Annotated in this window: 18 protein-coding genes; 7 read left to right on the forward strand and 11 right to left on the reverse strand. The window is 54.8% G+C overall.

Annotation, left to right across the window (positions count from 1 at the left end):
• The first annotated feature begins 145 nt into the window (after positions 1–145).
• Positions 146–4,285 (forward strand): DNA-directed RNA polymerase subunit beta, encoded by a 4,140-nt coding sequence (gene rpoB / locus RCCS2_RS07920; RefSeq protein WP_008233031.1) that lies wholly within the window; start codon positions 146–148, stop codon positions 4,283–4,285.
• A gap of 95 nt (positions 4,286–4,380) precedes the next feature.
• A complete protein-coding gene (gene rpoC, locus RCCS2_RS07925) occupies positions 4,381–8,631 on the forward strand; it encodes a DNA-directed RNA polymerase subunit beta' (protein ID WP_008233034.1) in 4,251 nt (1,416 codons plus the stop codon).
• A gap of 817 nt (positions 8,632–9,448) precedes the next feature.
• Here rpoC and RCCS2_RS07935 read toward each other — a convergent pair.
• The 5 genes from RCCS2_RS07935 to RCCS2_RS07955 are packed head-to-tail and all read right to left on the reverse strand — an operon-like array spanning position 9,449 to position 14,177.
• Positions 9,449–10,183 carry a proteasome-type protease gene (locus tag RCCS2_RS07935; protein WP_008233035.1) on the reverse strand — a complete coding sequence of 245 codons (735 nt, stop codon included), beginning with the start codon at positions 10,181–10,183 and terminating at the stop codon, positions 9,449–9,451.
• Between the two features lie 35 nt (positions 10,184–10,218).
• The gene (locus RCCS2_RS07940; RefSeq protein ID WP_008233036.1) at positions 10,219–11,016 is read right to left on the reverse strand and encodes a transglutaminase family protein; all 798 of its coding nucleotides are present in this window, start codon (positions 11,014–11,016) and stop codon (positions 10,219–10,221) included.
• Between the two features lie 11 nt (positions 11,017–11,027).
• Complete coding sequence (locus RCCS2_RS07945) at positions 11,028–11,969, reverse strand: alpha-E domain-containing protein (protein ID WP_008233038.1); 942 nt, start codon at positions 11,967–11,969, stop codon at positions 11,028–11,030.
• A gap of 4 nt (positions 11,970–11,973) precedes the next feature.
• Entirely contained in the window at positions 11,974–13,401 is a 1,428-nt protein-coding gene (locus tag RCCS2_RS07950; protein WP_037293749.1) for a circularly permuted type 2 ATP-grasp protein, read from the reverse strand.
• 56 nt (positions 13,402–13,457) lie between these two features.
• Positions 13,458–14,177: a transglutaminase-like domain-containing protein gene (locus RCCS2_RS07955; RefSeq protein WP_008233042.1), complete on the reverse strand. Its 720-nt coding sequence runs from the start codon at positions 14,175–14,177 to the stop codon at positions 13,458–13,460.
• A 75-nt stretch (positions 14,178–14,252) separates the two neighbouring features.
• On the opposite strand from RCCS2_RS07955, the gene RCCS2_RS18325 reads away from it, so the two are divergent.
• The 5 genes from RCCS2_RS18325 (at position 14,253) to RCCS2_RS07975 (ending at position 18,612) form a co-directional block, all read left to right on the forward strand.
• Positions 14,253–14,549, forward strand: a complete 297-nt coding sequence (locus RCCS2_RS18325; RefSeq protein ID WP_156788479.1) for a hypothetical protein — start codon at positions 14,253–14,255, stop codon at positions 14,547–14,549.
• Positions 14,507–15,361 (forward strand): universal stress protein, encoded by an 855-nt coding sequence (locus tag RCCS2_RS07960; RefSeq protein ID WP_008233044.1) that lies wholly within the window; start codon positions 14,507–14,509, stop codon positions 15,359–15,361. Before RCCS2_RS18325 ends, RCCS2_RS07960 begins: the two co-directional genes overlap by 43 nt.
• A 160-nt stretch (positions 15,362–15,521) precedes the next feature.
• Positions 15,522–16,493, forward strand: a complete 972-nt coding sequence (locus RCCS2_RS07965) for a Bug family tripartite tricarboxylate transporter substrate binding protein (protein WP_008233046.1) — start codon at positions 15,522–15,524, stop codon at positions 16,491–16,493.
• Between the two features lie 58 nt (positions 16,494–16,551).
• Positions 16,552–17,055 carry a tripartite tricarboxylate transporter TctB family protein gene (locus RCCS2_RS07970; protein ID WP_008233048.1) on the forward strand — a complete coding sequence of 168 codons (504 nt, stop codon included), beginning with the start codon at positions 16,552–16,554 and terminating at the stop codon, positions 17,053–17,055.
• Between the two features lie 36 nt (positions 17,056–17,091).
• Entirely contained in the window at positions 17,092–18,612 is a 1,521-nt protein-coding gene (locus RCCS2_RS07975) for a tripartite tricarboxylate transporter permease (protein WP_008233049.1), read from the forward strand.
• Between the two features lie 36 nt (positions 18,613–18,648).
• On the opposite strand, the gene RCCS2_RS07980 is transcribed toward RCCS2_RS07975, so the two are convergent.
• The 6 genes from RCCS2_RS07980 to RCCS2_RS08005 all read right to left on the reverse strand — a co-directional run bounded on the left by RCCS2_RS07980 (position 18,649) and on the right by RCCS2_RS08005 (position 24,291).
• On the reverse strand, positions 18,649–19,626 hold the full coding sequence (locus RCCS2_RS07980; RefSeq protein ID WP_008233050.1) for a 2-dehydropantoate 2-reductase: 978 nt from the start codon (positions 19,624–19,626) through the stop codon (positions 18,649–18,651).
• Positions 19,623–21,158 carry an acyl--CoA ligase gene (locus RCCS2_RS07985; RefSeq protein ID WP_008233051.1) on the reverse strand — a complete coding sequence of 512 codons (1,536 nt, stop codon included), beginning with the start codon at positions 21,156–21,158 and terminating at the stop codon, positions 19,623–19,625. Before RCCS2_RS07985 ends, RCCS2_RS07980 begins: the two co-directional genes overlap by 4 nt.
• 106 nt (positions 21,159–21,264) lie before the next feature.
• On the reverse strand, positions 21,265–21,729 hold the full coding sequence (locus RCCS2_RS07990) for a hypothetical protein (RefSeq protein WP_008233052.1): 465 nt from the start codon (positions 21,727–21,729) through the stop codon (positions 21,265–21,267).
• Positions 21,729–22,442, reverse strand: a complete 714-nt coding sequence (locus tag RCCS2_RS07995) for an MMPL family transporter (RefSeq protein WP_008233053.1) — start codon at positions 22,440–22,442, stop codon at positions 21,729–21,731. The genes RCCS2_RS07990 and RCCS2_RS07995 overlap by 1 nt, the downstream gene beginning before the upstream one ends.
• Positions 22,390–23,097: a hypothetical protein gene (locus RCCS2_RS08000; RefSeq protein ID WP_008233054.1), complete on the reverse strand. Its 708-nt coding sequence runs from the start codon at positions 23,095–23,097 to the stop codon at positions 22,390–22,392. Before RCCS2_RS08000 ends, RCCS2_RS07995 begins: the two co-directional genes overlap by 53 nt.
• Entirely contained in the window at positions 23,098–24,291 is a 1,194-nt protein-coding gene (locus RCCS2_RS08005) for an aminotransferase class I/II-fold pyridoxal phosphate-dependent enzyme (RefSeq protein ID WP_008233055.1), read from the reverse strand.
• Positions 24,292–24,394 lie beyond the last annotated feature (103 nt).

A 24,394-nucleotide genomic window follows, 5' to 3' on the forward strand; every position in this document is an offset into this window, starting at 1 on the left:
GTTGCGCGTTTTGACAGGTAAGTTGGTCGTTTCGGGAGAGGTGTTTGGGATACACCTCAGGTATTGAAATGACCCTACCGTAAATCGGACGCGTTTTGGTATCCCAGCCAAAGCGCGTTTACGACATTATGGAGACCCGGCAAACATGGCTTCAACCTTCCTTGGTCAGAAACGTCTGCGTAAGTACTACGGTAAAATCCGCGAAGTACTTGAAATGCCGAACCTTATTGAGGTTCAGAAATCCTCTTATGATTTGTTCCTGCGCTCTGGCGACAGTGATACACCGCTTGACGGTGAGGGCATCAAAGGTGTCTTCCAGTCGGTGTTCCCGATCAAGGATTTCAATGAAACCGCCGTGCTTGAATTCGTCAAGTATGAGCTGGAAAAACCAAAGTACGATGTTGAGGAATGTCAGCAGCGCGATATGACGTATAGCGCCCCGCTGAAGGTCACCCTGCGTCTGATCGTCTTTGAAGTAGACGAAGACACAGGTGCCAAGTCTGTCAAAGACATCAAAGAACAAGACGTATTCATGGGCGATATGCCTTTGATGACGCCGAACGGCACATTTGTCGTCAACGGCACCGAGCGTGTGATCGTATCCCAGATGCACCGTTCCCCCGGTGTATTCTTTGACCATGACAAAGGCAAAACCCACTCTTCTGGTAAACTCTTGTTTGCTTGCCGCATTATCCCATATCGCGGTAGCTGGCTTGATTTTGAATTTGACGCCAAGGACCTTGTGTTCTGCCGGATTGACCGTCGTCGTAAACTGCCTGTCACAACCCTGCTTTATGCGCTGGGCTTTGATCAGGAAGGCATCATGAATGCCTACTACAACACAGTTGATTATAAGCTGGACAAAAAGGGTGCCGCTTGGACGACCAAGTTCTTCCCTGAGCGTGTGCGCGGCACACGCCCTGCCCATGATCTGGTTGATGCCAAAACCGGTGAAGTGATCGCCAAAGCCGGTGAGAAGGTTACCCCGCGTTCGGTCAAGAAACTGATCGACGCTGGCGAAGTCACCGAACTGTTGGTTCCTTATGACAACATCGTCGGCAAATTCGTGTCTGAGGATATCATCAACGAAGAAACCGGTGCGATTTACGTCGAAGCCGGTGATGAGTTAACTGTTGAAGTCGATAAGGCGGGTGAAGTCACTGGTGGTACGCTGACCGAATTGGTTGCGGCTGGTGTTAAGACGATCCCCGTGCTGGATATCGATAACGTCACAGTGGGCGCCTATATGCGCAACACCATGGCTGCCGATAAGAACATGAACCGCGAAACCGCGCTCATGGATATTTACCGCGTCATGCGTCCGGGTGAGCCACCGACCGTTGATAGCGCCTCTGCGCTGTTCGACACGCTGTTCTTTGACAGTGAGCGTTATGACCTGTCCGCTGTTGGCCGCGTGAAGATGAACATGCGCCTTGATCTGGATGCCGAAGACACCATGCGCACCCTGCGCAAGGAAGATATCGTATCCTGCATCAAAGCGCTGGTTGAACTGCGCGATGGCCGTGGTGACGTCGACGATATTGACCACCTTGGTAACCGTCGTGTCCGTTCCGTGGGCGAGCTGATGGAAAACCAGTACCGCGTCGGTCTGCTGCGCATGGAGCGCGCGATCAAAGAGCGTATGTCGTCTGTCGAAATCGACACTGTGATGCCGCAGGACCTGATCAACGCTAAGCCTGCTGCCGCAGCTGTGCGTGAATTCTTTGGTTCCAGCCAGTTGTCCCAGTTCATGGACCAAACAAATCCGTTGTCTGAGGTCACGCACAAGCGCCGCCTTTCAGCGCTTGGACCCGGCGGTCTGACACGCGAACGCGCGGGTTTTGAGGTGCGCGACGTGCATCCAACGCACTACGGTCGTATGTGCCCGATTGAGACACCGGAAGGGCCGAACATTGGTTTGATTAACAGCTTGGCCACGTTCGCACGCGTGAACAAATACGGTTTCATCGAAACACCATACCGCAAGGTCACAGACGGTAAGGTCACTGACGAAGTGTCCTACATGTCCGCGACCGAAGAAATGCGTCACACCGTGGCGCAGGCCAACGCGAACGTGAATGAGGAGGGGTCGTTCAACAACGAACTCGTTTCCACACGTAAGAACGGTGACTACACACTGAGCCCACGTGAAAACGTGGACCTGATTGACGTGTCGCCAAAGCAGCTGGTGTCAGTCGCGGCGTCTTTGATCCCGTTCCTTGAAAACGACGATGCGAACCGGGCGTTGATGGGGTCGAACATGCAACGTCAGGCGGTTCCCCTACTTCAGGCCGAGGCCCCATTGGTGGGTACCGGTATTGAGGAAGTTGTGGCACGCGATTCAGGTGCTGCGATCATGGCGAAACGTGCGGGTATCATCGACCAGGTCGATGCCCAGCGTATCGTTATCCGTGCAACCGAAGATCTGGAGCTGGGCGACGCAGGCGTTGATATCTATCGCATGCGCAAATTCCAGCGCTCCAACCAGAACACCTGCATCAACCAGCGTCCGCTGGTGAAGGTGGGTGACAAGGTTCAAAAGGGTCAGGTTGTGGCTGATGGTCCATCCACCGATATCGGTGAATTGGCCCTTGGTAAGAACGTGGTCGTCGCGTTTATGCCTTGGAATGGCTACAACTACGAAGACAGTATCCTGATTTCCGAGCGTATCGTGCGCGACGACGTCTTTACCTCGATCCACATCGAGGAATTTGAAGTCGCTGCCCGTGACACCAAGCTTGGGCCTGAGGAAATCACACGCGATATTCCAAACGTCGGCGAGGAAGCGTTGCGCAACCTCGACGAAGCCGGGATCGTGTATATCGGTGCCGAAGTTGGCCCCGCAGATATCCTTGTGGGTAAGATCACACCAAAAGGCGAAAGCCCGATGACGCCAGAAGAAAAGCTTCTGCGCGCCATCTTTGGTGAGAAAGCGTCCGACGTGCGTGACACATCCTTGCGTCTGCCACCGGGTGACTTTGGTACGGTCGTAGAGGTTCGCGTCTTTAACCGCCATGGCGTGGAAAAAGACGAACGTGCCTTGCAGATCGAGCGTGAAGAGGTTGAACGCCTTGCCCGCGACCGCGACGATGAAATGGTCATCCTTGACCGCAACATCTATGCGCGTTTGTGGGACATCATCGGTGGCAAGAAAGCAGCGAAAGGCCCCAAAGGCTTTAAGTCTGGTTCTGTTGTTACCGAGGAAAGCGTTTCTGAACTGACACGCGGTCAGTGGTGGCAGTTGGCGATGGCGGATGAAGATGACGCCAAGATCGTGGAAGCACTGAACGAACAGTACGAAATCCAGAAGCGCGCGATGGACGCCCGTTTCGAGGATAAGGTCGAGAAAGTGCGCCGCGGCGATGATCTGCCACCGGGTGTGATGAAGATGGTCAAAGTCTTTGTGGCTGTGAAGCGCAAGCTGCAGCCCGGCGATAAGATGGCCGGCCGTCACGGCAACAAAGGTGTTATTTCCAAGGTTGTACCGATGGAAGACATGCCATTCCTTGCGGATGGAACACCTGTCGACTTCTGTCTGAACCCGCTTGGCGTGCCGTCACGGATGAATGTCGGTCAGATTTTGGAAACACACATGGGCTGGGCCGCACGCGGTCTGGGTATTCAGATTGACGAAGCGCTGGGTGAATACCGCCGTTCCGGTGATCTGACACCTGTGCGTGACGCGATGAAGATCGTCTATGGTGACAACGTCTATGACGAAGGCATCGCTGGCATGGACGAGGATGAACTGGTCGAAGCGGCTGGTAACGTCACTGGCGGTGTGCCGATTGCGACACCTGTCTTTGATGGAGCGAAAGAGGCTGACGTGAACGACGCGTTGACACGTGCCGGTTTCGATACCTCTGGTCAGTCTGTCTTGTTCGATGGCCGTACCGGTGAGCAGTTTAGCCGTAAGGTGACAGTGGGCGTGAAATACCTGCTGAAACTGCACCACCTTGTCGATGACAAAATCCACGCACGTTCCACCGGGCCTTACAGCCTTGTCACGCAGCAGCCATTGGGTGGTAAAGCCCAGTTTGGTGGCCAGCGTTTCGGGGAAATGGAAGTCTGGGCATTGGAAGCGTATGGCGCGGCTTACACCTTGCAGGAAATGCTGACTGTCAAGTCGGATGACGTGGCAGGGCGGACGAAAGTCTATGAAAGCATCGTCAAAGGCGAGGACAACTTTGAGGCCGGCGTGCCAGAGTCGTTCAACGTGCTTGTGAAAGAAGTCCGGGGCCTCGGCCTCAACATGGAACTCCTGGATGCGGAGGATGAGGAATAAGCGAAGTTCGTCGGGGATAACCCCGACCTACGTAGGGCGGGGTTCTCCCCGCCTTCGCGACCCCATCTAACGCACCCCAATTCAAGGAATTGAAGATGAACCAGGAACTGACAAACAACCCGTTTAACCCGCTCACACCGGCGAAAACGTTTGACGAAATCAAGGTTTCTCTGGCCTCGCCAGAGCGCATCTTGTCATGGTCTTTTGGCGAGATTAAGAAGCCAGAAACCATCAACTACCGTACCTTCAAGCCAGAGCGGGACGGCCTGTTCTGTGCGCGTATCTTTGGCCCGATCAAAGATTACGAATGCCTGTGCGGTAAGTATAAGCGTATGAAGTATCGCGGCGTTGTCTGCGAAAAATGCGGTGTAGAAGTCACGCTGCAAAAGGTCCGCCGCGAGCGGATGGGCCACATCGAGCTGGCAGCCCCCGTTGCGCACATCTGGTTCCTCAAGTCGTTGCCATCCCGCATCGGCCTGATGCTGGACATGACACTGCGCGATCTTGAGCGCATCCTGTATTTCGAAAACTACGTTGTGATCGAACCCGGCCTGACTGATCTGACCTACGGTCAGTTGATGACAGAGGAAGAGTTCAACGACGCGCAGGACCTGTATGGCATGGACGCATTCCAGGCCAACATCGGTGCCGAAGCGATCCGCGAGATGCTGTCCCAGATTGATCTTGAGTCTGAAGCTGAGCAACTGCGCGCTGACCTGAAAGAGGCCACTGGCGAATTGAAGCCAAAGAAGATCATCAAGCGTTTGAAGATCGTTGAAAGCTTCCTTGAATCAGGTAACCGTCCAGAGTGGATGGTGCTGACCGTGATCCCTGTGATCCCGCCAGAGCTGCGCCCGCTGGTTCCACTGGATGGTGGCCGTTTCGCGACGTCCGACCTGAACGATTTGTATCGTCGTGTGATCAACCGCAACAACCGTCTTAAGCGTCTGATTGAGTTGCGCGCACCTGACATCATTGTCCGCAACGAAAAGCGGATGTTGCAGGAATCTGTGGATGCGCTGTTCGACAACGGCCGTCGTGGTCGTGTGATCACGGGTGCGAATAAGCGTCCGCTGAAGTCGCTGTCTGATATGCTGAAGGGTAAGCAGGGTCGCTTCCGTCAGAACCTTTTGGGGAAACGCGTCGACTTTTCCGGTCGTTCGGTCATTGTGACTGGTCCAGAGCTGAAGCTGCACCAATGTGGTTTGCCTAAGAAGATGGCGCTCGAGCTGTTCAAGCCGTTCATCTATTCGCGCCTTGAAGCCAAAGGTCTGTCTTCGACGGTCAAGCAAGCCAAGAAACTGGTCGAAAAAGAGCGTCCTGAAGTTTGGGATATTCTAGATGAGGTGATCCGCGAACACCCCGTCATGCTGAACCGTGCGCCAACGCTGCACCGTTTGGGCATTCAGGCGTTTGAACCTGTGTTGATTGAAGGCAAGGCTATTCAGCTGCACCCGCTGGTCTGTTCTGCGTTTAACGCCGACTTCGACGGTGACCAGATGGCGGTTCACGTCCCGCTGAGCCTTGAGGCCCAGTTGGAAGCCCGCGTTCTGATGATGTCCACGAACAACGTGTTGTCACCATCCAACGGTGCGCCAATTATTGTGCCATCGCAGGATATGATTTTGGGTCTCTACTACACCACCATCATGCGTGATGGCATGAAGGGTGAGGGCATGAACTTCTCGGATATTGAAGAAGTTGAACACGCCCTGACCGCTGGTGAAGTACACCTGCACGCCAAGATCAACGCGCGTATGACGCAGATCGACGACGAAGGTAACGAAGTGCATGTGCGCTTTGAAACCACGCCGGGCCGTTTGCGCCTTGGTGCGTTGTTGCCATTGAACACCAAAGCGCCGTTTGCTTTGGTCAACCGTTTGCTGCGCAAGAAAGAAGTGCAGCAGGTCATCGACACGGTCTATCGTTACTGTGGTCAGAAAGAATCTGTCATATTCTGTGACCAGATCATGACCATGGGTTTCCGCGAAGCGTTCAAGGCGGGCATTTCGTTCGGTAAGGACGACATGGTTGTGCCGGATACCAAGTGGGATCTGGTGAATGAGACCCGTGATCAGGTGAAAGACTTTGAACAGCAGTACATGGACGGTCTGATCACACAGGGCGAAAAGTACAACAAAGTTGTCGATGCCTGGTCAAAGTCGAACGACAAAGTCACCGACGCGATGATGGCCACGATTGGTACAACGCCAACTATGGAAGATGGATCGCAGGGTGAACCAAACTCGGTTTACATGATGGCCCACTCCGGTGCGCGTGGTTCGGTCACGCAGATGAAACAGCTGGGCGGTATGCGTGGTCTGATGGCCAAGCCGAACGGCGAGATCATCGAAACGCCGATCATCTCGAACTTTAAGGAAGGTCTGACCGTTCTTGAATACTTCAACTCGACCCACGGTGCCCGTAAGGGTCTGTCGGATACGGCGTTGAAAACGGCGAACTCTGGTTACCTGACACGTCGTCTGGTGGACGTTGCCCAAGACTGTATCGTCCGCGAGGTCGATTGCGGGACAGAGCGTGCGATCACGGCTGAGGCTGCGGTGAACGACGGTGAAGTTGTGTCTTCCTTGGCAGAGCGTGTGCTGGGCCGTGTGTCTGCTGATGATGTCATCAAGCCGGGCACAGACGAAGTGATCGTCGAAGCAGGTGAGCTGATCGACGAACGTAAGGCTGACATGATCGAAGTGGCGGGTATCGCCAAGATGCGTATCCGTTCACCGCTGACATGTGAAAGCGAAGATGGCGTCTGCGCGATGTGCTATGGCCGTGACCTTGCACGCGGCACACGCGTCAATATTGGTGAGGCCGTCGGCATCATCGCGGCGCAGTCCATTGGTGAACCCGGTACGCAGCTGACCATGCGGACATTCCACATTGGTGGCGTTGCCCAAGGTGGCCAGCAGTCGTTCCAAGAGGCATCACAGCCCGGTAAGGTCCGTTTCGACAACGAAAATCTGCTGGAAAACGCATCCGGTGAGATGGTTGTCATGGGTCGCAACATGACCCTGTCCATCATGGACGCAGACGAGAATGAACTTGCCAGCCATAAGGTAGGTTACGGTTCCAAAGTCTTTGTCAAAGATGGTCAGGACATTCTGCGCGGCGATAAAATGTTCGAATGGGATCCATACACCCTGCCGATCATTGCTGAAAAATCAGGTACGGCGAAATACGTCGATCTGGTCAACGGTATCGCAGTCCGCGAAGACACAGATGATGCAACGGGTATGACCCAGCGCATCGTGTCTGACTGGCGCGCGGCACCTAAGGGCAATGAGCTTGCACCAAAGATCATCGTTTTGGGTACTGATGGCGAAGCCATGGTTAAGGAAGACGGTAACCCCGTTGCTTATCCGATGTCCGTGGATGCGGTTCTGTCTGTTGAAGACGGTGAAGAGATCAAAGCGGGTGATGTTGTCGCACGTATCCCACGTGAGGGTGCGAAGACAAAAGACATTACCGGTGGTCTGCCACGTGTGGCGGAACTCTTTGAAGCCCGTCGTCCGAAAGATCACGCGATCATTGCTGAGATTGATGGCTACGTGCGCTTTGGTAAGGACTATAAGAACAAGCGTCGCATCTCGATTGAATCCTCTGATGATGCAGAGGTGAAGGTCGAATACATGGTGCCGAAGGGTAAGCACATTCCGGTTGCGGAAGGTGATTTTGTCCAGAAGGGCGACTACATCATGGATGGTAACCCAGCCCCGCACGATATTCTTGCGGTTATGGGGGTCGAGGCGCTTGCGGACTATATGATCGACGAAGTGCAGGACGTGTATCGCCTGCAGGGTGTGAAGATCAACGACAAGCATATCGAAGTCATCGTGCGTCAGATGCTCCAGAAATGGGAGATTCAGGACAGTGGTGACACCGTTCTGCTGAAAGGTGAAAACGTCGATAAGGCCGAGTTTGATGAAGCCAACGCCAAAGCGCTTGCACGGGGCGATCGCCCTGCGCAAGGTGAGCCGATCTTGCTTGGTATCACCAAAGCGTCTTTGCAGACCCGTTCGTTCATCTCTGCCGCGTCGTTCCAAGAAACGACACGCGTTCTGACCGAAGCATCCGTGCAAGGTAAGCGCGACAAGCTGATCGGTCTGAAAGAGAACGTCATCGTGGGCCGTCTGATCCCGGCCGGTACAGGTGGGGCTACTCAGCAGGTGCGTCGTGTTGCTGCAGACCGCGACAACGTTGTCATCGAAGCACGCCGCGAAGAGGCAGAAGAGGCCGCGCGCCTTGCTGCCCCGATGGAGATGGCGGATACGTCAGCCGATGATCAGGTGTTCGCTGATCCGGTTGAAACACCGGAAAGCGACGACGCATAAGCGACGGATTTTAGAAATTCAGAAAGGCCCTCGCTTTGCGGGGGCCTTTTTTGTTTGAGGGAATGTCTGCTTTGAGCTCATTCTTCAAAATGCTGCAAGTTTGCTGAACGACAGCTTTTGGGAATGAAGATGCATTTTTCTGCGAGCGTTGTCGAAAATCAGTGCCCGACAAAAGCCTAGAGTGACGCAGCAGCCATTGATACGAGCCTTAGGAACATCTCCTAAACGCGTCGACGTTTGCGTTGACAAGTCCAGTCAATCTAGCTTCTGAAATTCCTAGCTGATCGCCAAGCGTTCGTGCGTACAACAATAGGTTATCGGGAGTATCAGCTGTCGACATGTTCAGACCAACAAAGATGATACGGGCTGCTTCCAAGTCATCTGGCTGAGTCTTTGCGATTTGGGCTGCCGCACAACTGCATCCCCGTAACGACATTGAATAATGCATAAATCTTAGATGACTGATTAAGTCGTCATCCTCTCTCCAAGAGGCCGCAAAAACATCTTGGCATGCCAGCACATAGTCCTGTCCTTCATCGGATAGCGTGTATTTCGATGAAGCTATTTTTTCCCGGACAATATAAGAAAAAAACAGGGCCAAAGTGAGAGCGGTTATCGTAATTGTGGGACGGACCAGTTTCTTCGACAATGGGGCACACTCTCCAATAGAACTGCTTTCTTCCAGAATGCTTTTGCAGCAAACAGTGCAGCACGCTTTCACGTAAAAGATTAGACGAAAGCAGCCATTTGCACAACTTGGGCCAACGGCAGCTCCGTCCGCAAAGCCGCCACGCGAAAAACATTGCGGGTGCTTTGCTCAATCCGCCTGATAGCTTGGCAGCTGCGTCAATGCATTCCGCAGCGCTTCCCCCCAGTTGTTCGATACGGTCTGGTAATAGGGATCATCTGCCTCAATCCGCGGTTTGTCCGACACTGCGAAGCTATCTGTCGTATAGGTCTGTAAATCCAGCGGCAATCCGACAGATAGGTTCGCTTTGATCGTGGAATCGAAAGATACCAGCAACAGCTTGATCGCGTCCTCAAAGCTCATCTCGGGGTCATAGGCCCGCACCAGAATTGGCTTGCCGTACTTTGTTTCACCGATTTGAAAGAACGGGCTGTCGTCTGTGACTTCGATGAAGTTCCCTTCTGGATAGATCAGGAAAACTGTCGGCTTGCCGCCTTTGATCTGCCCGCCAAGAACGACCGAAGCTTTGAACTTTGACGCGGCTTTTTGCCCCCCGGACCCGCTGTCCTCGATCACTTCGCGCAGTGTTTCACCCACAACGCGGGCGACCTGAAACATGGTCGGCAATTCCAGAATGGTTGGGTTGCGTTCGGATATAATCTTGGAGCGTTCGTCAAGCAGGCTGATCAACGCTTGGGTGGTTGCCAGATTGCCTGCGGTCATCACGGTGATGACGCGTTCACCTGGCACGTCCCATGTGAACATCTTGCGCGTGACCGAAAAGTTGTCGACACCGGCATTTGTGCGCGTGTCGGACATAAAGACGAGACCTTTGTTCAGGCGCAGTCCAACGCAGTAAGTCATTTATCTTTCCAGTGCAGAAACGGTTCGGTGCGTGTCTATTGCTGAACCTGTAATGATACAATCATCGCTTCGGTTGCAGACCCCAGACGGACACCTGTTATAGGCGATGCATCACGCGAATCGAGGCCAGTTGCAATCCTGACATAGCGTTCATCCGGGCAAATGCGGTTCGAGACGTCGAAACCGACCCAGCCTAATCCATCCAAATGCGCTTCGGCCCAGGCGTGGCTGGCGTCTTGGTCGACCCGGTCGTTCATCATCAGATAGCCGCTGATATAGCGGGCTGGAATGCCTGCAACACGGGCCGCCGCCACGAATATTTGCGCATGGTCCTGACAGACGCCGCCACCGGCATGAAGCGCGTCTTCTGCGGTTGTCCCCGCTTCGGTACCGGTTTTGCTGTAGGGGGCTGCATCAATGATCGCCGCCGATAGAGCATGTAGCCCATCCAGCGTGTTGGCAGTCTTGCCGATGGTTTTGGCAAGCTTTTTGATGCCGCGCCCTGCGTGTGTGCGCAGCGTATCTTGCCGGAAATGCCACAATGGTGCTGTGCCATAGACTTTGCCAAACACCCCGTCAGAGGAATGTGTTTCGACCTCTCCGGCAACCTCTACCGATACTTCTGTGGTGCCTGCGTCGGCTTTCACCAGCAACGTTTTGTTCTGATACTGGTCTTCGAATTCCAGCTCTGTCTGGCCACCTGAAATCGCGACATTCCAGTTGTGCACCGACTGGTGCTTTGTGTTGGCAGGGGTCAGGCGCACCTGTTGCAAGCCGTATGACACGGGCGCGTCATAGGTGTATTTTGTGGTGTGTTGAATGCGCAGTTTCATCGTCTTACCCCTTACCCCACGAACCGGTAGTCTTGTTCGATCTGTAGTCCCAGCGCGTTATTCTGGCGGATAAAGGACGTGATGAAATCGTGCAGCCCTTCATCAAAGACAGATGTAATATCCTGCCCTCGCAGCATATCGCGCTGCGCGTCGATCATGTCATGACAGGGCAGGCGGCTTTGATAGTCTTTTGCCAGATACCCAAGGTTATCTTCTATCAACCTGCTGCAAAACGACAGTGACCGCGGAAAGCGGCTGTCAAAGATCAGAAATTCGGCGATGCTGGCAGGCGAGATATCGTGATCATTCAGCCATCGGAACGACCGGTGCGCCGAAACAGACCGCAAAATCGTTTCCCATTGCACGTTATCAAGCGTTGACCCCACATAGCTGGCCGATGGCAGCAACGTGTAATATTTGACGTCGATAATCCGCGCGGTGTTATCCGCACGTTCCAAGGCGATGCCAAGCTGCGTGAAATCAAAAATATCGTTGCGCAACATGGTGCCGTGTACCGCACCCCGCACCAGTGCGGTGTGGCGGCGTATTTCACCCAACACGGCCGGTAATTTCGTTTCGGTGACAGGTGTTTTCAGCGCGGCTTTCAGGGCCATCCAGCTTTCATTCACGGCCTCCCACACTTCGGTGGTCAGTGCTGTGCGCACCATCCGGGCATTTGTGCGCGCATTCTCGATTGACGAGATGACGCTGGATGGGTTGTCGGTATCGCGCAGCAGAAAATCCAAAGCGTTGGGTGCGGTGTAGCTGTCGTATTTTTGGTCATAGTTATTGCGCACGCCTGCGGTTGTCAGGACAGATTTCCATTCCGATACAGGATCTTTTGATCGTGTCAGCGCGATCCGGGACCCGGCTTCGATTAAACGCGCGGTGTTTTCGCTGCGTTCCAGAAAGCGGAACATCCAATAAATGCCACCTGCAGTTTTTCCAAGCATGCCCCTAGTCCTCCAAGACCCAAGTGTCTTTGGTGCCGCCGCCTTGGCTGGAATTCACGACCAGCGAGCCTGCTTTCAAGGCCACCCGTGTCAGACCGCCGGGTGTAATATGCATCTCTTTAGGTGAAACCAGCGCAAAGGGGCGCAAATCAACATGCCGGGGCGAGAGCCCCTTTTTGGTAAAGATCGGCACGGTCGACAGTGAAAGCGTCGGTTGGGCGATATAGTTCGCAGGCGATCTGCGCAATTTGGCGGCAAAGGCTGCCAGTTCTTTTTTGCTGGCGGCAGGGCCAACCAGCATGCCGTATCCGCCAGAACCGTGTACTTCTTTCACCACCAGTTCCGACAGGTTATCGAGCACATATTTCAGGCTATCAGGGTCAGAACAGCGATAGGTTTCAACGTTCTTCAAAATCGCTTTTTCGCCTGTGTAGAATTCAATGATATCAGGCATATAGGAATAAATCGCCTTATCGTCGGCAATCCCGGTTCCCGGTGCATTGGCGATGGTGATGTTCCCTGCACGGTAGACATCCATGATGCCCGGCACACCCAACATGGAAGATGGGTTAAAGTTCAGCGGATCGAGGAAGTCATCATCCACACGACGATAAAGCACATCAATCGCTTGATAGCCTTCGGTTGTGCGCATGGCGATCCGGCCGTCGACCACTTGCAGGTCGTGACCTTCGACCAGTTCAACACCCATCTGATCGGCCAGGAACGAGTGTTCGTAATAGGCGGAATTGTGAATGCCCGGCGTCAATACCGCGACCGTCGGTCTGCCATCGCAATTGCGTGGGGCACAGGCCGCGAGTGAACGCCGCAGGTTCTTGGGATAGTCGCTGACCGGCTGCACTTTGATCTGGCTGAAAAGCTCTGGGAACATGTGCAGCATCGTTTCGCGGTTCTCAAGCATATAGGACACGCCAGAGGGCGTGCGCGCATTGTCTTCGAGAACAAAGAAATCATCTTCGCCGGTGCGCACGATGTCAGTGCCAACGATATGGGTGTAGATGCCACCGGGGGGCGATACACCAATCATCTGCGGCAGGAATGCTTCGTTTTGGGCGATCAGTTCAACCGGAACTATGCCTGCGCGCAGGATTTCTTGCCGGTGGTAAATGTCATGCAAAAATGCGTTGATGCCGCGCACCCGCTGTTCAATCCCTTTTGACAGTTTCGTCCATTCCCGGTTTGCGATGATGCGCGGGATCAGATCAAAGGGGATCAGCCGTTCTTGGGCCGCGGACTGCCCATAGACGTTGAAGGTGATGCCGGTCCTGCGAAAAAAAGATTCCGCTTCTTTTGATTTCTTGGAAAGGCGCACGGCATCTTCTTGCGCAAACCATTTGTCATATTCGGCGTAGGGTCCGCGTACATCGTCCGCGCCGGAAAGCATCTCATCAAAGTACTGTCGATCTAAAGTCATCCCGCGATGCTAGCGTTTATTGATATAGTTACAAGGTGATAGCGAAATGGGGTCGTTTACTTGGCTATCTGCACATCAACTGTCTGCTCTAACAGGTCCATTTGCCCATATGAGGTCATGAATGAAACATCGGCGGCATCCCGGCCAACGCCGATGACTGCCATTTGATCAGGCCGGGCCATGCCTGTTGGGTCGATCAGATGCCAAGCCCCATCAAGATAGACTTGGGCCACCGCATGAAAATCCTGCGGCGTGACATCAGGTGCATAAACGCTGGCCATCCGCGCAGGTATCCCAACGGACCGGGCCATCGCGATCAGCACATGGGCATAGTCGCGGCAGACACCGGCCATCGCATGAAAACTGTCTGTGGCGGTTGTGGTTGCCGTGCTAGCTGTGTTGTCGTAGGCGAAATGCCCGCCAATCCAATCAGCCATTTGCGCGATAAGCGCACCACCTGATGCGTCGCCAAACTGCATGGGTACAAAGGTAAAAAACGCCTCTGGATGGCAGTATCGCGATGGCATCAGGTATGGGGTGACGTCTGCGGATAGTGCGGTAATATGGCTGGCTTGCAGCGAAGACAGTGCAGCCATAGGCCGATCAATCCGCACTTGGGCGGTGTAGATGCAGTCAAAGATATCTGCGACGTCGCCCCACCGTCGTTGCCCGATGCCGTCTTCGCCCGCAATGACGTTCCATGTTACGGGGCTTTCGCTGTGCAACGCGTTCTGCTTAATAATCTGTCCCGCGCCTTGCGCGGCTTCTATCTGCAAAAGCAGGCTGCAAGGTAGGGGTGCCGCGTATCTTAAGTGTGTCTGGATTGATAAGTGCACGCTGCGCCCCCGGCGATGAAGAAGAGAACGTTTTCATCATCAGGCCGCTTTGTCGAGATTGGTTTTCACGAAGGTGTTGGTCGCCACGCGGTGGCGCTCGATTATCGGCTGGCAATGGGTCGTCGATATTTTCTTTTGGGAAATGTCTGGCCTCCGCACTACACTCAATCTCAGGTTTTGCCGTTTTCTCCACGGATTTGGCGAAAGTCGGGCGATGGCTTGATTGAAAAACCCGTCTTGGCAGGCGGCGGTAAAAAGGAACGTTATCCATGCTTAGAAAGATTTTTGTCCCTGTGCGGGGCGACGGCATGATCGAAACGGTACTGGGTCACGCAGCAGCGCTTGCCGCACGCCACAACGCGCATATTGCAGTTGCCCATTGCCGCGCAAGAACCGAAGATTTGATGCCCTATGGTGTTCAACTGCCGGCTTTTGCGCGCGAAACATTGGCAGAACAGGCCCGCAAACTTGCCGATCAGGAAGAACAAGGCGTGCGAGAGCAAGTGCAATCCCTAACTGCATCGCATGGGCTGACAGAGGCGGATGGATCGCAGCGCGACATGGCGACGATCGACTTTACCGAAGAAAATGGTCTGATGGCTGATGTCATCAAACGGAACGGGCGTCTTGCGGATCTTGTTGTCGTGGCCAAACCTGACAGGGATCGTAATCTAGGTGCGAATTCACTCAAATCAGCGCTGTTTCGCACCGGTCGCCCAGTGATGATGTGCGCCCAGAACCGCCCTGTCCCGGCTGATTTTGGACAGCATATCATGGTGGCCTGGAACGGATCGCTTGAGGCGTCCCGCGCTGTTGCGATGACCCTGGATCTGGCCGGGTCCGCAAAGGCTGTGACGATCCTCAGCGGCGGTGGCGGAGAGACACAGGGCACAACGGCGGATGAACTGGTTCGGTATTACCAGATGCATGGGGTTGTCGCCAAAGTTCACCGGTTTGATGGGCGCAACCCCGGAGAAGAATTGTTGACAAAAACCAATGAACTGGGTGGCAGTCTTTTGATCATGGGGGCCTATGGCCAAAACCATGAACGTGAGACGTTGTTTGGCGGGAATACGCAGGTCGTGGTCGATAAGGCAGAAACGCCGGTTATCTTCGTGCACTAACGTATGCTTTCGCCGCGCAACAAAGTTTTACTTGAAATGTAATTTCAAGAAGATAGTTTCAATTATATTAAAGATGAAAATATTTTTCCGAGTACATTTATCGGTTGTATTCAAACGCATCCGTTCTGACGCTCATAATAAATACTAGGGGAATTCTTCGATGAAAATGACGAAACGTACGTTGTTGGGTATGGCTGGTGCTGCGCTGATGGCTGTCGCACCTATGCAAGCTGCTGCACAAGATTGGCAACCACGCAAGCCGATTGACTTTGTGATTATGGCGGGTGCCGGTGGGGGTGCGGACCAGATTGCACGCTTTATTCAGGCCGTTGCAGAGCAGGAAGACCTGACCACACGGCCATTGGTTCCAAACAACAAAGGCGGCGGTTCTGGTGCTGAAGCGCTGATCCACGTCAGCACAGCCAGCGACCCTGATCACACGATTCTTGTGACGCTGAATTCGTTCTTCACCACGCCGCTGCGTCAGGAAAACCTTGGCATTGATATCCAGACCTTCACGCCTGTGGCTATGATGGGCGTCGATCCGTTCGTGTTGTGGGTCCATAAGGACAGCGGGATCACGACGTTTGATGAATATGTCGCCAAAGTCAAAGAGATGGATGGTGAGTTCGTCATGGGTGGCACCGGTGCCGGTCAGGAAGACAGCATCGTGATTGCATATATGTCTGGCGCGTATGATCTGGACATCAAATACATCCCATACGATGGCGGTGGTGCTGTTGCCAAAGACCTTGCCGGTCAGCAGATCATGGCAACTGTGAACAACCCGGCAGAAGCCAAGGGGTTTTATGAAGCTGGCGATTTTGTCCCGCTTTTGGCGTTTTCAGACGAACGGATGCCAGCCTATCCTGATGTGCCAACGATCAAGGAAATGGGCCATGATTTTTCATACTACAACCAGCGGGCTATTGTCGGCGCGCCGGGTATGTCTGATGAAGCGGCTGCCTATTACCAAGATTTGTTCACACAGATCTACGAAAGCGAACAGTGGCAGGGTTATCTGACCTCCGAAAGCCTGTCACCGCTTTGGATGGATGCTGGCGAACAGCGTGACTATTGGGCGCTGCAGGTTGAAAACCACCAAAGCCTGCTGGCCGCACTGGGCGAATAAGCCCTGTTAAGTCCGAGATAAAGCCCCGCAAGGGGATTTGAACAATAAGGAGGGCCAGATGCGCGTTGGCGAACTTCTAACCGCGGGATTTCTGGCCCTTCTTTCGTTGTATCTGATGTGGAAAAGCACTGAGCTGCCCATTGGATACATCGCCGGGACCGGTCCGGGCGGTGGTGCTTGGCCTTTTTGGCTATCTGCGATCATGTTGGTGTGCTGCGTTTGTGTCGCCTTCAACTGGTGGCGCGGCACCAGCCCCCCTTCACAATCCGAAGAACCTGTTCTTGATAGTCACGGCTGGCGGTCGCTTATTTTCGTTGGTGGCGGGATCATTGCCTTTGTCGCCTTGGTCAGCATTATCTCGATGTATGGCGCGATTGCAGTCTTCCTGTTCTATTATGTCTGGTTTCTGGGGCGGCACGGTCTGATCCTCAGCCTGTCCATCTCACTCATCACGCCGGTCGCGCTGTTTTTCTTTTTTGAAGGGGCGATGCAGATCACGATGCCCTCTGGTCTGCCGTTTACCGATCCGGTTTTCAACTTCCTGTATGAGATCATTTACTAAGGCAATGGCACGCCGCCGCGAAGAAAGCTTCTGACCATGGACGTCCTACTTCTGCTTGGTGATGGCATGCTGTTGTCGCTACAGCCCCTGAACCTGATGATGATCCTGATTGGGGTCACCTTGGGCCTGTTCATCGGCGCGATGCCCGGTCTGGGGTCAGTCAATGGGGTTGCGATCTTGCTGCCTGTGACCTTTTTGGTCCCGCCAGGATCGGCGATTATCTTTCTTGCCGCCATTTACTATGGGGCCATGTACGGGGGCGCTGTGTCCTCGATCACGCTGGGCATTCCCGGTGCGTCGACGGCGGTGGCCACCACCTTTGATGGCAGACCACTGGCAAAACAAGGCCGCGCCAGCCTTGCACTGGTTACGGCGGCCCTTGCGTCTTTCATTGGCGGCACTGTGGCGAACGTTCTTTTCACGCTTTTCGCGCCGTTGCTGGCATCCGTTGCCTTGTCTTTCGGACCGCCCGAAGTTTTTGCCCTGATGCTTTTGGCTTTTGCGACCTTTGTGGGTCTTGGCGGCGATGATATTCCCAAAACCATCTTTTCGATCTGCTTTGGTCTTGTCCTTGGTGCGGTTGGGTTTGACCAAATCTCGGGCGCGCCCCGGCTTGTGCTGTTTGACTACAATGGGTTCTTGCAAGGCATCGGTTTTCTTGTTCTGGCCATTGGTGTCTACGGTATCGGAGAGATGCTGTGGACCATTGATCAGACGCGTGGCGACGTTACCGCGACGACGCCAAAAATGACGGTCAAAGGCATGGCCTCTGACACCAAAGAAGCGGCCAAACGTGGTTGGAAAGGCACGATGATCGGATCGTTCCTTGGCTTTTTCGTGGGTGTCTTGCCGGCCGCAGGGGCAACGCCGGGATCGCTGATGTCCTATGGCGTGGCAAAGATGGTGTCGCGCAATCCTGATGAATTCGGCAAAGGCTCTCCCGATGGTGTGGCCGCACCTGAGGCCGCCAACAACTCGGCTTCGACGGGGTCCATGCTGCCGATGCTGACATTAGGCATCCCCGGATCACCGACCACGGCGATCTTGCTGGGTGGTATGGTCATCTGGGGCCTTGTCCCCGGCCCGCGCTTGTTTGTTGATGAGCAAGAGTTCGTCTGGGGGCTGATCGGGTCGTTCTATATCTCGAATGTCGCAGCCCTTTTGATCAACCTTGCCTTCATTCCGGTATTTATCTGGATGCTGCGAATGCCTTTTACGATCCTCGCGCCGATGATTTTCGTTCTTTCGATCACCGGCGGTTATGCCGCGACGCGCGACATGTTCGATATCTGGCTGATTGTCGGCTTTGGGATCGGTGCGTTCTTTATGCGCAAGTTCGACTACCCGCTGGCGCCTGCCGTGTTGGCGATTGTGCTGGGGCCGATCGCAGAACCGACATTGCGCCAATCGTTGCTGTTGTCGTCGGGCGATCCATCCATCTTTTTCACACGGCCTGTTGCGGGGCCGATTACGGTTATTGCTTTGATCCTGATCTTCATGCCTTTGGTTAAAGTGATACGCCGCCAGATGGGCAAAAGAAAAAAGCCAGCGTCGTAGTAACGCTGGCTTTTTACGGTCCATTCGCCAGAAAGCTTAGCTGTATAGGCCAGCCGTCCTTGCACGCAGTTGCACCAGTGCAAGCACCGTATCAATGGTTGGCGTTGGTGTGTCAGTAACCCGGCCCAGTTCTTGCACGGACCCCACCAGCGCGTCGATTTCCATCGGGCGACCCATATCAAGGTCTTGCAACATAGAGGTGCGGTGCGCGCCCACATCGGCGCCACCTTGAATGCGGCGATCCACATCAATAGGGAATTTTACGCCCAGCTTTTCCGCAATCGTTTGCGCCTCAAGCATCATATTGCGCGCGACTTCGCGGGTGCCCGGGTCCGTACACAGCACGTCAAGCGTCGCATGAGTTAACGCGGAAATGGGATTGAACGACAGGTTCCCCCAAAGCTTGATCCAGATCTCATCGCGGATTTTGGGGCGCACGGGTGCTTTCAGGCCAGCCGCACTTAGCGCTTTTGACAGACGCATCGCGCGGTCTGACTTTTCCCCGGACGGTTCGCCCAAAGAGAAACGATTGCCTTCGATATGTTTGATCACCCCCGGCTCAATCACCTCAGCCGCAGGGTAGACCACACAGCCCAGCACACTGTCAGGGCCAAAGCCGTTCCATTGTGCATCACCCGGATCGACGCTTGCCAGCCGTGTGCCTTCCAGATCAGTGCCGATCTGGTGGAAATACCACCAAGGCACACCGTTCACGCCGGATACAATAGTTGTGTCCGGGCCAATTAGCGGTTTCATTTTATCGACGACAGGCGGCACCGAATGCGCCTTGAGAGTCACAATGACGTAATCTTGCGGACCCAGATCAGCGGGATCATCGGACACCGTAACCGGCATCGTGCGCGTTTCGCCACCTTCGATCAGTGTCAGACCGTTTTCACGCAGCGCTGCCAGATGCGGCCCGCGTGCAACAAGGCTGACATCCGCCCCGGCCTCTGCCAGTTTTGCACCCATATAGCCACCGATGGCGCCTGCACCGAAAATACAAATCTTCATGATGCGGTATCCACAAAGCCCAGCTTTTCGGCCAATCCGATGCGTTGCATTTTACCTGTCGCCCCTTTGGGGATTTCGTCCAAAATGATCACTTTGCGCGGCACCTTGAAATCGGCCAGCCGTTCCGAAGCAAAATCGCGCACGTCGCGGTCACTGATGTCTTCGCCTTCGCGCAAGACCACGGCGGCGGCAACTTCTTCACCCAATTTCGGGTGGGGCAGAGCGAAGGTGACGACCTGTGCAATGGCTGGATGCGCTGACAGCACGCCGTCCACCTCAAGCGGGCTGACTTTTTCACCACCGCGGTTGATGATCTCTTTCAGGCGACCTGTCAGGGTCAGGTATCCATCGGCATCAAATGTGCCTTGATCGCCGGTGCGGAACCAGCGTTTGCCGTCAGCATCAAAGAAGTTCTTTTCATTTGCTTCGGGGTTGCTTTCATATCCGGGTGTGACGTTGGGACCAGAGATCACAACCTCGCCCACGCCGCCGTCGGTCAGGGTTGGCTCAACCTCATGCGCGATACGCACCTCGGGGCCGGCCGGCACGCCAACAGCCCCGGGTTTCTGTGCGCCGGGTGTTAGCGGGTTCGAACACATCTGATGCGCCGCTTCGGTCATGCCGTAGCCTTCGATGACCGGCGCGCCAAAGGTTTCAAACAGTTTTTCCATAACCGGTCCGGGCAGGGATGCCGATGATGACCGCAAGAAGCGCAGGCGTGCCGCCTCAATGATATCTGCATTGCGCGGGGCACGTGACAGGATTGCCTGATGCATCGTCGGCACGGCGGTGTACCATGTTGGATCACAATCGCGCAGCCACCCGAAGAAGCGCAGCGCATCAAAGCCGGGCGCGCACCAGACCTGACCACCTGTGGCCAGCGTGGCAGACACAGCCGCCAACAGCCCGTGGATATGAAAGAGTGGCATCACGTTCATGCAGCGGTCGTCAGAGGTCAGCGCCAGCGATGTCGCAATATTCTGGGCCGAGGCCGCAACGTTCGACTGTAAAAGCGGGACGATCTTGGGCCGCGATGTGGTGCCTGAAGTATGCAGGATCAACGCCACATCACTGGCGTCGGGTGCTGCTGTATCGCAACTGCCAGTCGCATCCGTCTGCAAGCTGAAGCTGCCCGCTGGCGCATCTGGATCCACGGACAGGCGCAGGATTGTCACGCCCAGTTTCTGGGCTGCCGCATGCGCTGGGCCGTCGTCATCGGCCATCAGCACAACAGCCTTGGCTTTCAGATCGTCAATGTAGAACGCAAATTCGTCTTCGCGGTAAGCTGGGTTCAATGGTGCAGTCACAGCCGTCTGCGCGATGGTGATAAACGCAGCCGCCATTTCGGGGCCATTGGGCAAAACAATCGCCACACGATCACCCCGTCCGATGCCAGCAGCATGCAGTGTCTTGGTTATCGTATCGCCAAGCGTGCGCAGGCCACCATATCTAAGCCAGTCGCGATCCGGCGCGCCAATGGCAGGTGCTGTTTCAGGGTGGCTCGCGAGTAAGCTTTTTAGCGTGTCTGACACTTCATCTCTCCAAATTTTTAGTTAATTCAACCATAGCGCTCATGCTGTGCCTTGCAACCACTGCGCGCGGTGATAAACCGCCTGAAAACACATGGGTCATGTGCTTTTAGCGCTTTGTAAACAGCAGCTTCGTCATTTGCGTTCTGGCTTCGGTCGATATGATAACTGTCATTTCCATTGTGTCCGGTTCAGTCAGCTGCATTGTGATGCGTGTCTGTTCTGCGCCTTGCTGCCCTGACAGTTGCAGCCCGTCTTCTTCCAGACCCCCTGCAAGCACAACAGGTCTGCGCCCGCTATTTTCGTTCCCCAGCCGGGATATCAGACTACCATCTGCATTGCGTATGATGCTGAAATCCACGTTTTCGTTGCGGCGCGCGCTGGCGCATACCCCGATGATATCGGTCGTTTTGTCATCCGAGGTCACGGTGATCCGACAGCGAATATCTTCTTCGATGTTGCGGTCCAGAAATACCCCTGCGCCGGACCAGTTTCCAGCCAGATCAAACAAGGCATCTTGCGCAAAAGCACCATGAGAAAGGACGCTGAAGCACACCGCCATGAAAACCCGCATCACATCCAACCCTTTCGTAATAGGACCAGCACCAGACTAGGAAAAACAAAGAGGTCTGCAAGAAGTGCGATGATAATGGCCATCGCCGTCAGCATCCCGAACAGGCTGACGGCGGGTAGTGCGCTGAATGCCGTCAATGCAAAGCCGACAATCAAAAGAAGACTGGTCGTCATGATAGGTGACACCAGCGCCGCGAGTGCCTGTTCAACCACTTGCTGCGATGTTGCGTTTTCACATTGCAACAGCCGCACGCGATTGACGATATGAATTGTGTTATCGACCGCGATGCCAAAGGCCACCAAAAGTGCGACAGCACCCGTGAGTGTCACCGTCTGACTGGTCAGAACCATCCATGCCTCGATCCCAAGGATTGGCAAAAGATTGGGCACCAATGTGACCAAAGCGATCGGCACGGAGCGTAAGATCAAGGCGATCAGTACCGTCATGACACTGATTGCGATATAAAAAGACATGCGCAGACCATCCACAAGGACAGGCATCTGCGTCGCGGCCAGAAAGGAATAGCCGGTGACCGTGGCGATATCACCAACACCCGCCGCATCCAGCCGTTCTTTGATTTGTGACACTTCGGCGCGGATCGTGTCGGGCCCGTTTAACAAAGACGTGGGAACGGGCAGCGAAAAGGTGCTTTGCAAGTCATCAACCAATCGCGCGGCGAACCCTTGTTGTGGCATATCCGGCACCAGCAGCATGGTTTTTCCGCTTCATGCTCGCTGTGTCAAATGCTGCGCATGTATCAAGGGCCTCGCGTGTGAGATGCAACAGCGCCTCACTATTTCCCATGGCCTGCGGTACGCGCGCCCGCAAACCATCAAAAGGGACACGGCACAGTGCGATAGGGGCAGACTGCTGGTGGGGATCAATCATTTTTTTGAGTTGATGAAGGGAAAGCCGTGGCAGGCTATCAACCGCTGCCGCATCCCCTTTCGTCGGCAGCACTTTGGTCACGATCAGACGCGCCATCCGCGTGCCATCTGCAATCGCATGATCAAAGTGCAGGATCAGGCCGGACCATCCAGCCCCGCCGGGGTTGACGAGGATCACGCGCCAAGGTGGCCGGTCCTGCGGAAACGCCAAATGCCGTGCCAGATGTAACATCTTTTCCGGCTGGGTTACTGATGGGTCGTCTAAGATTGCGACGTGATCTGGCCAATTAACCTGGACTTTATCTGTGAACGCGTTGCCATTGATGCACCTTTGGAACCTTTCAGATGCCTGCACCATGGATTTTACGCCAAAGAAAGCGCGTCTTGGGTCAAATCCGCCGGGCGCATGAAAGAGTGCCGTAATGTTGTTGGGGCCGGTACGATGCAAGATCGCTTCGGCCGGGGTCAGCCTGATGCGCATCTATTCGGCCGCAGCGCGGACAGAGATTTGTGTTACGCGTGACAGCGCCGCAAGCAGATAGGTGACATCTTCTTGCGTATGGTGCGTTGTCAGGGTCATGCGCAGCCCCACGTCGCGCCGCGAAACGGCTGGGGGTGCAACAGTCGCCACGAAAATACCCGCAGCCTGCAGTGCACTTGCGGCCATGCCTGTGGCGTGCAGATCGCCGATACGAATGTAGCGCATGGGTGTGATTGCCGCACAGGCAAGATCAAGGCCTAAACCCAGTGTGCCCTTATTGAATTGCACTATGCGGTCGCGCAGTGTTTGTTGGCGCGGTGCTAAATCAGGCCCAAGATGCAGCTTTGCCGCGGCTGTAATCGCACCCAGCATCGGCGGCTGAACTGGCCCAGAGAATGTCATGGCAGGGCCAAAGGCGCGCACGGCGTTGGCCTGATCCGCATTGGTAAACGCCAGCGCACCACCTGCACAGGCAAACCCTTTGTTCAATGAAAGTGCCACAATGACACGCGGATGGTCCGGCCATTTTTCCAAGGCCATTCCCTTGCCTTGGTGCCCGTGCCAACTGACAGCATGGGCGTCATCGACATAAAGCATCAGCCGCGGGTCTTCGCGCAAAAGCGCATCAAGCGCATCGAATGGGGCAATGTCCCCGATCATGGAATAGACGCCGTCGATCAATAGCCAAATGCGCGGCGCATCCGAGGCACGCATCTTGCGCGCGATTTGGTGGGTATCTGAATGGCTGACGGTCTGAACCTTGCGTCCTTGACCTTTCAACAGGTCTGCCGCGACTTTCAAACTGGCATGGGCCTGTACATCAATCAGGATCAAATCCTCTGGCCCGACCAAGACAGGCAAAGCGGCCTGATGACCCAAAGAGGTTGATGGGACCAGCAGCGTCGGCCTGCCGGTGATTTGACCCAAAAGCGCCTCGGCCTCTTGGTAGGGCGGGGCAGAGATAAACGCGCGGGACGCGGAAAACTGGGTCCCAAACGCACGGGTGGCAGCAATAGCGCCGTCAATCAGCGCCGGTTCCATTTCAAGGCCCAGATAGCTGCAGGACGCAAAGTTCAGCAGCTTGCGCCCGCGTAGAGTAATTTCGCGGCCAGATAATTGCGTATCTTCCGCCACTTGCTGCAACAAACCCAGATTGTGACCGGCCTGAATGGCGGAAAGATCGTTTGCGCGCATATTTCTTTTTTTCCACTGCGCGACGGCTCTCGGACTAAAGAGAGCCTTTTTGTCGCGCAATGGTCAACTTTCTTTACTGTGACTGTGCCCGGCTGTAGATGCC

The sequence above is a fragment of the Roseobacter sp. CCS2 genome (genome assembly GCF_000169435.1).
GTDB lineage: Bacteria > Pseudomonadota > Alphaproteobacteria > Rhodobacterales > Rhodobacteraceae > Yoonia.

Coding starts and splice junctions, on each gene's coding strand:
- rpoB (WP_008233031.1), top strand. CDS start 146: ATGGCTTCAACCTTCCTTGGTCAGAAACGTCTGCGTAAGTACTACGGT.
- rpoC (WP_008233034.1), top strand. CDS start 4,381: ATGAACCAGGAACTGACAAACAACCCGTTTAACCCGCTCACACCGGCG.
- RCCS2_RS07935 (WP_008233035.1), bottom strand. CDS start 10,183: ATGACTTACTGCGTTGGACTGCGCCTGAACAAAGGTCTCGTCTTTATG.
- RCCS2_RS07940 (WP_008233036.1), bottom strand. CDS start 11,016: ATGAAACTGCGCATTCAACACACCACAAAATACACCTATGACGCGCCC.
- RCCS2_RS07945 (WP_008233038.1), bottom strand. CDS start 11,969: ATGCTTGGAAAAACTGCAGGTGGCATTTATTGGATGTTCCGCTTTCTG.
- RCCS2_RS07950 (WP_037293749.1), bottom strand. CDS start 13,401: ATGACTTTAGATCGACAGTACTTTGATGAGATGCTTTCCGGCGCGGAC.
- RCCS2_RS18325 (WP_156788479.1), top strand. CDS start 14,253: ATGAAGAAGAGAACGTTTTCATCATCAGGCCGCTTTGTCGAGATTGGT.
- RCCS2_RS07960 (WP_008233044.1), top strand. CDS start 14,507: ATGCTTAGAAAGATTTTTGTCCCTGTGCGGGGCGACGGCATGATCGAA.
- RCCS2_RS07965 (WP_008233046.1), top strand. CDS start 15,522: ATGAAAATGACGAAACGTACGTTGTTGGGTATGGCTGGTGCTGCGCTG.
- RCCS2_RS07970 (WP_008233048.1), top strand. CDS start 16,552: ATGCGCGTTGGCGAACTTCTAACCGCGGGATTTCTGGCCCTTCTTTCG.
- RCCS2_RS07975 (WP_008233049.1), top strand. CDS start 17,092: ATGGACGTCCTACTTCTGCTTGGTGATGGCATGCTGTTGTCGCTACAG.
- RCCS2_RS07980 (WP_008233050.1), bottom strand. CDS start 19,626: ATGAAGATTTGTATTTTCGGTGCAGGCGCCATCGGTGGCTATATGGGT.
- RCCS2_RS07990 (WP_008233052.1), bottom strand. CDS start 21,729: ATGCGGGTTTTCATGGCGGTGTGCTTCAGCGTCCTTTCTCATGGTGCT.
- RCCS2_RS07995 (WP_008233053.1), bottom strand. CDS start 22,442: ATGCTGCTGGTGCCGGATATGCCACAACAAGGGTTCGCCGCGCGATTG.
- RCCS2_RS08000 (WP_008233054.1), bottom strand. CDS start 23,097: ATGCGCATCAGGCTGACCCCGGCCGAAGCGATCTTGCATCGTACCGGC.
- RCCS2_RS08005 (WP_008233055.1), bottom strand. CDS start 24,291: ATGCGCGCAAACGATCTTTCCGCCATTCAGGCCGGTCACAATCTGGGT.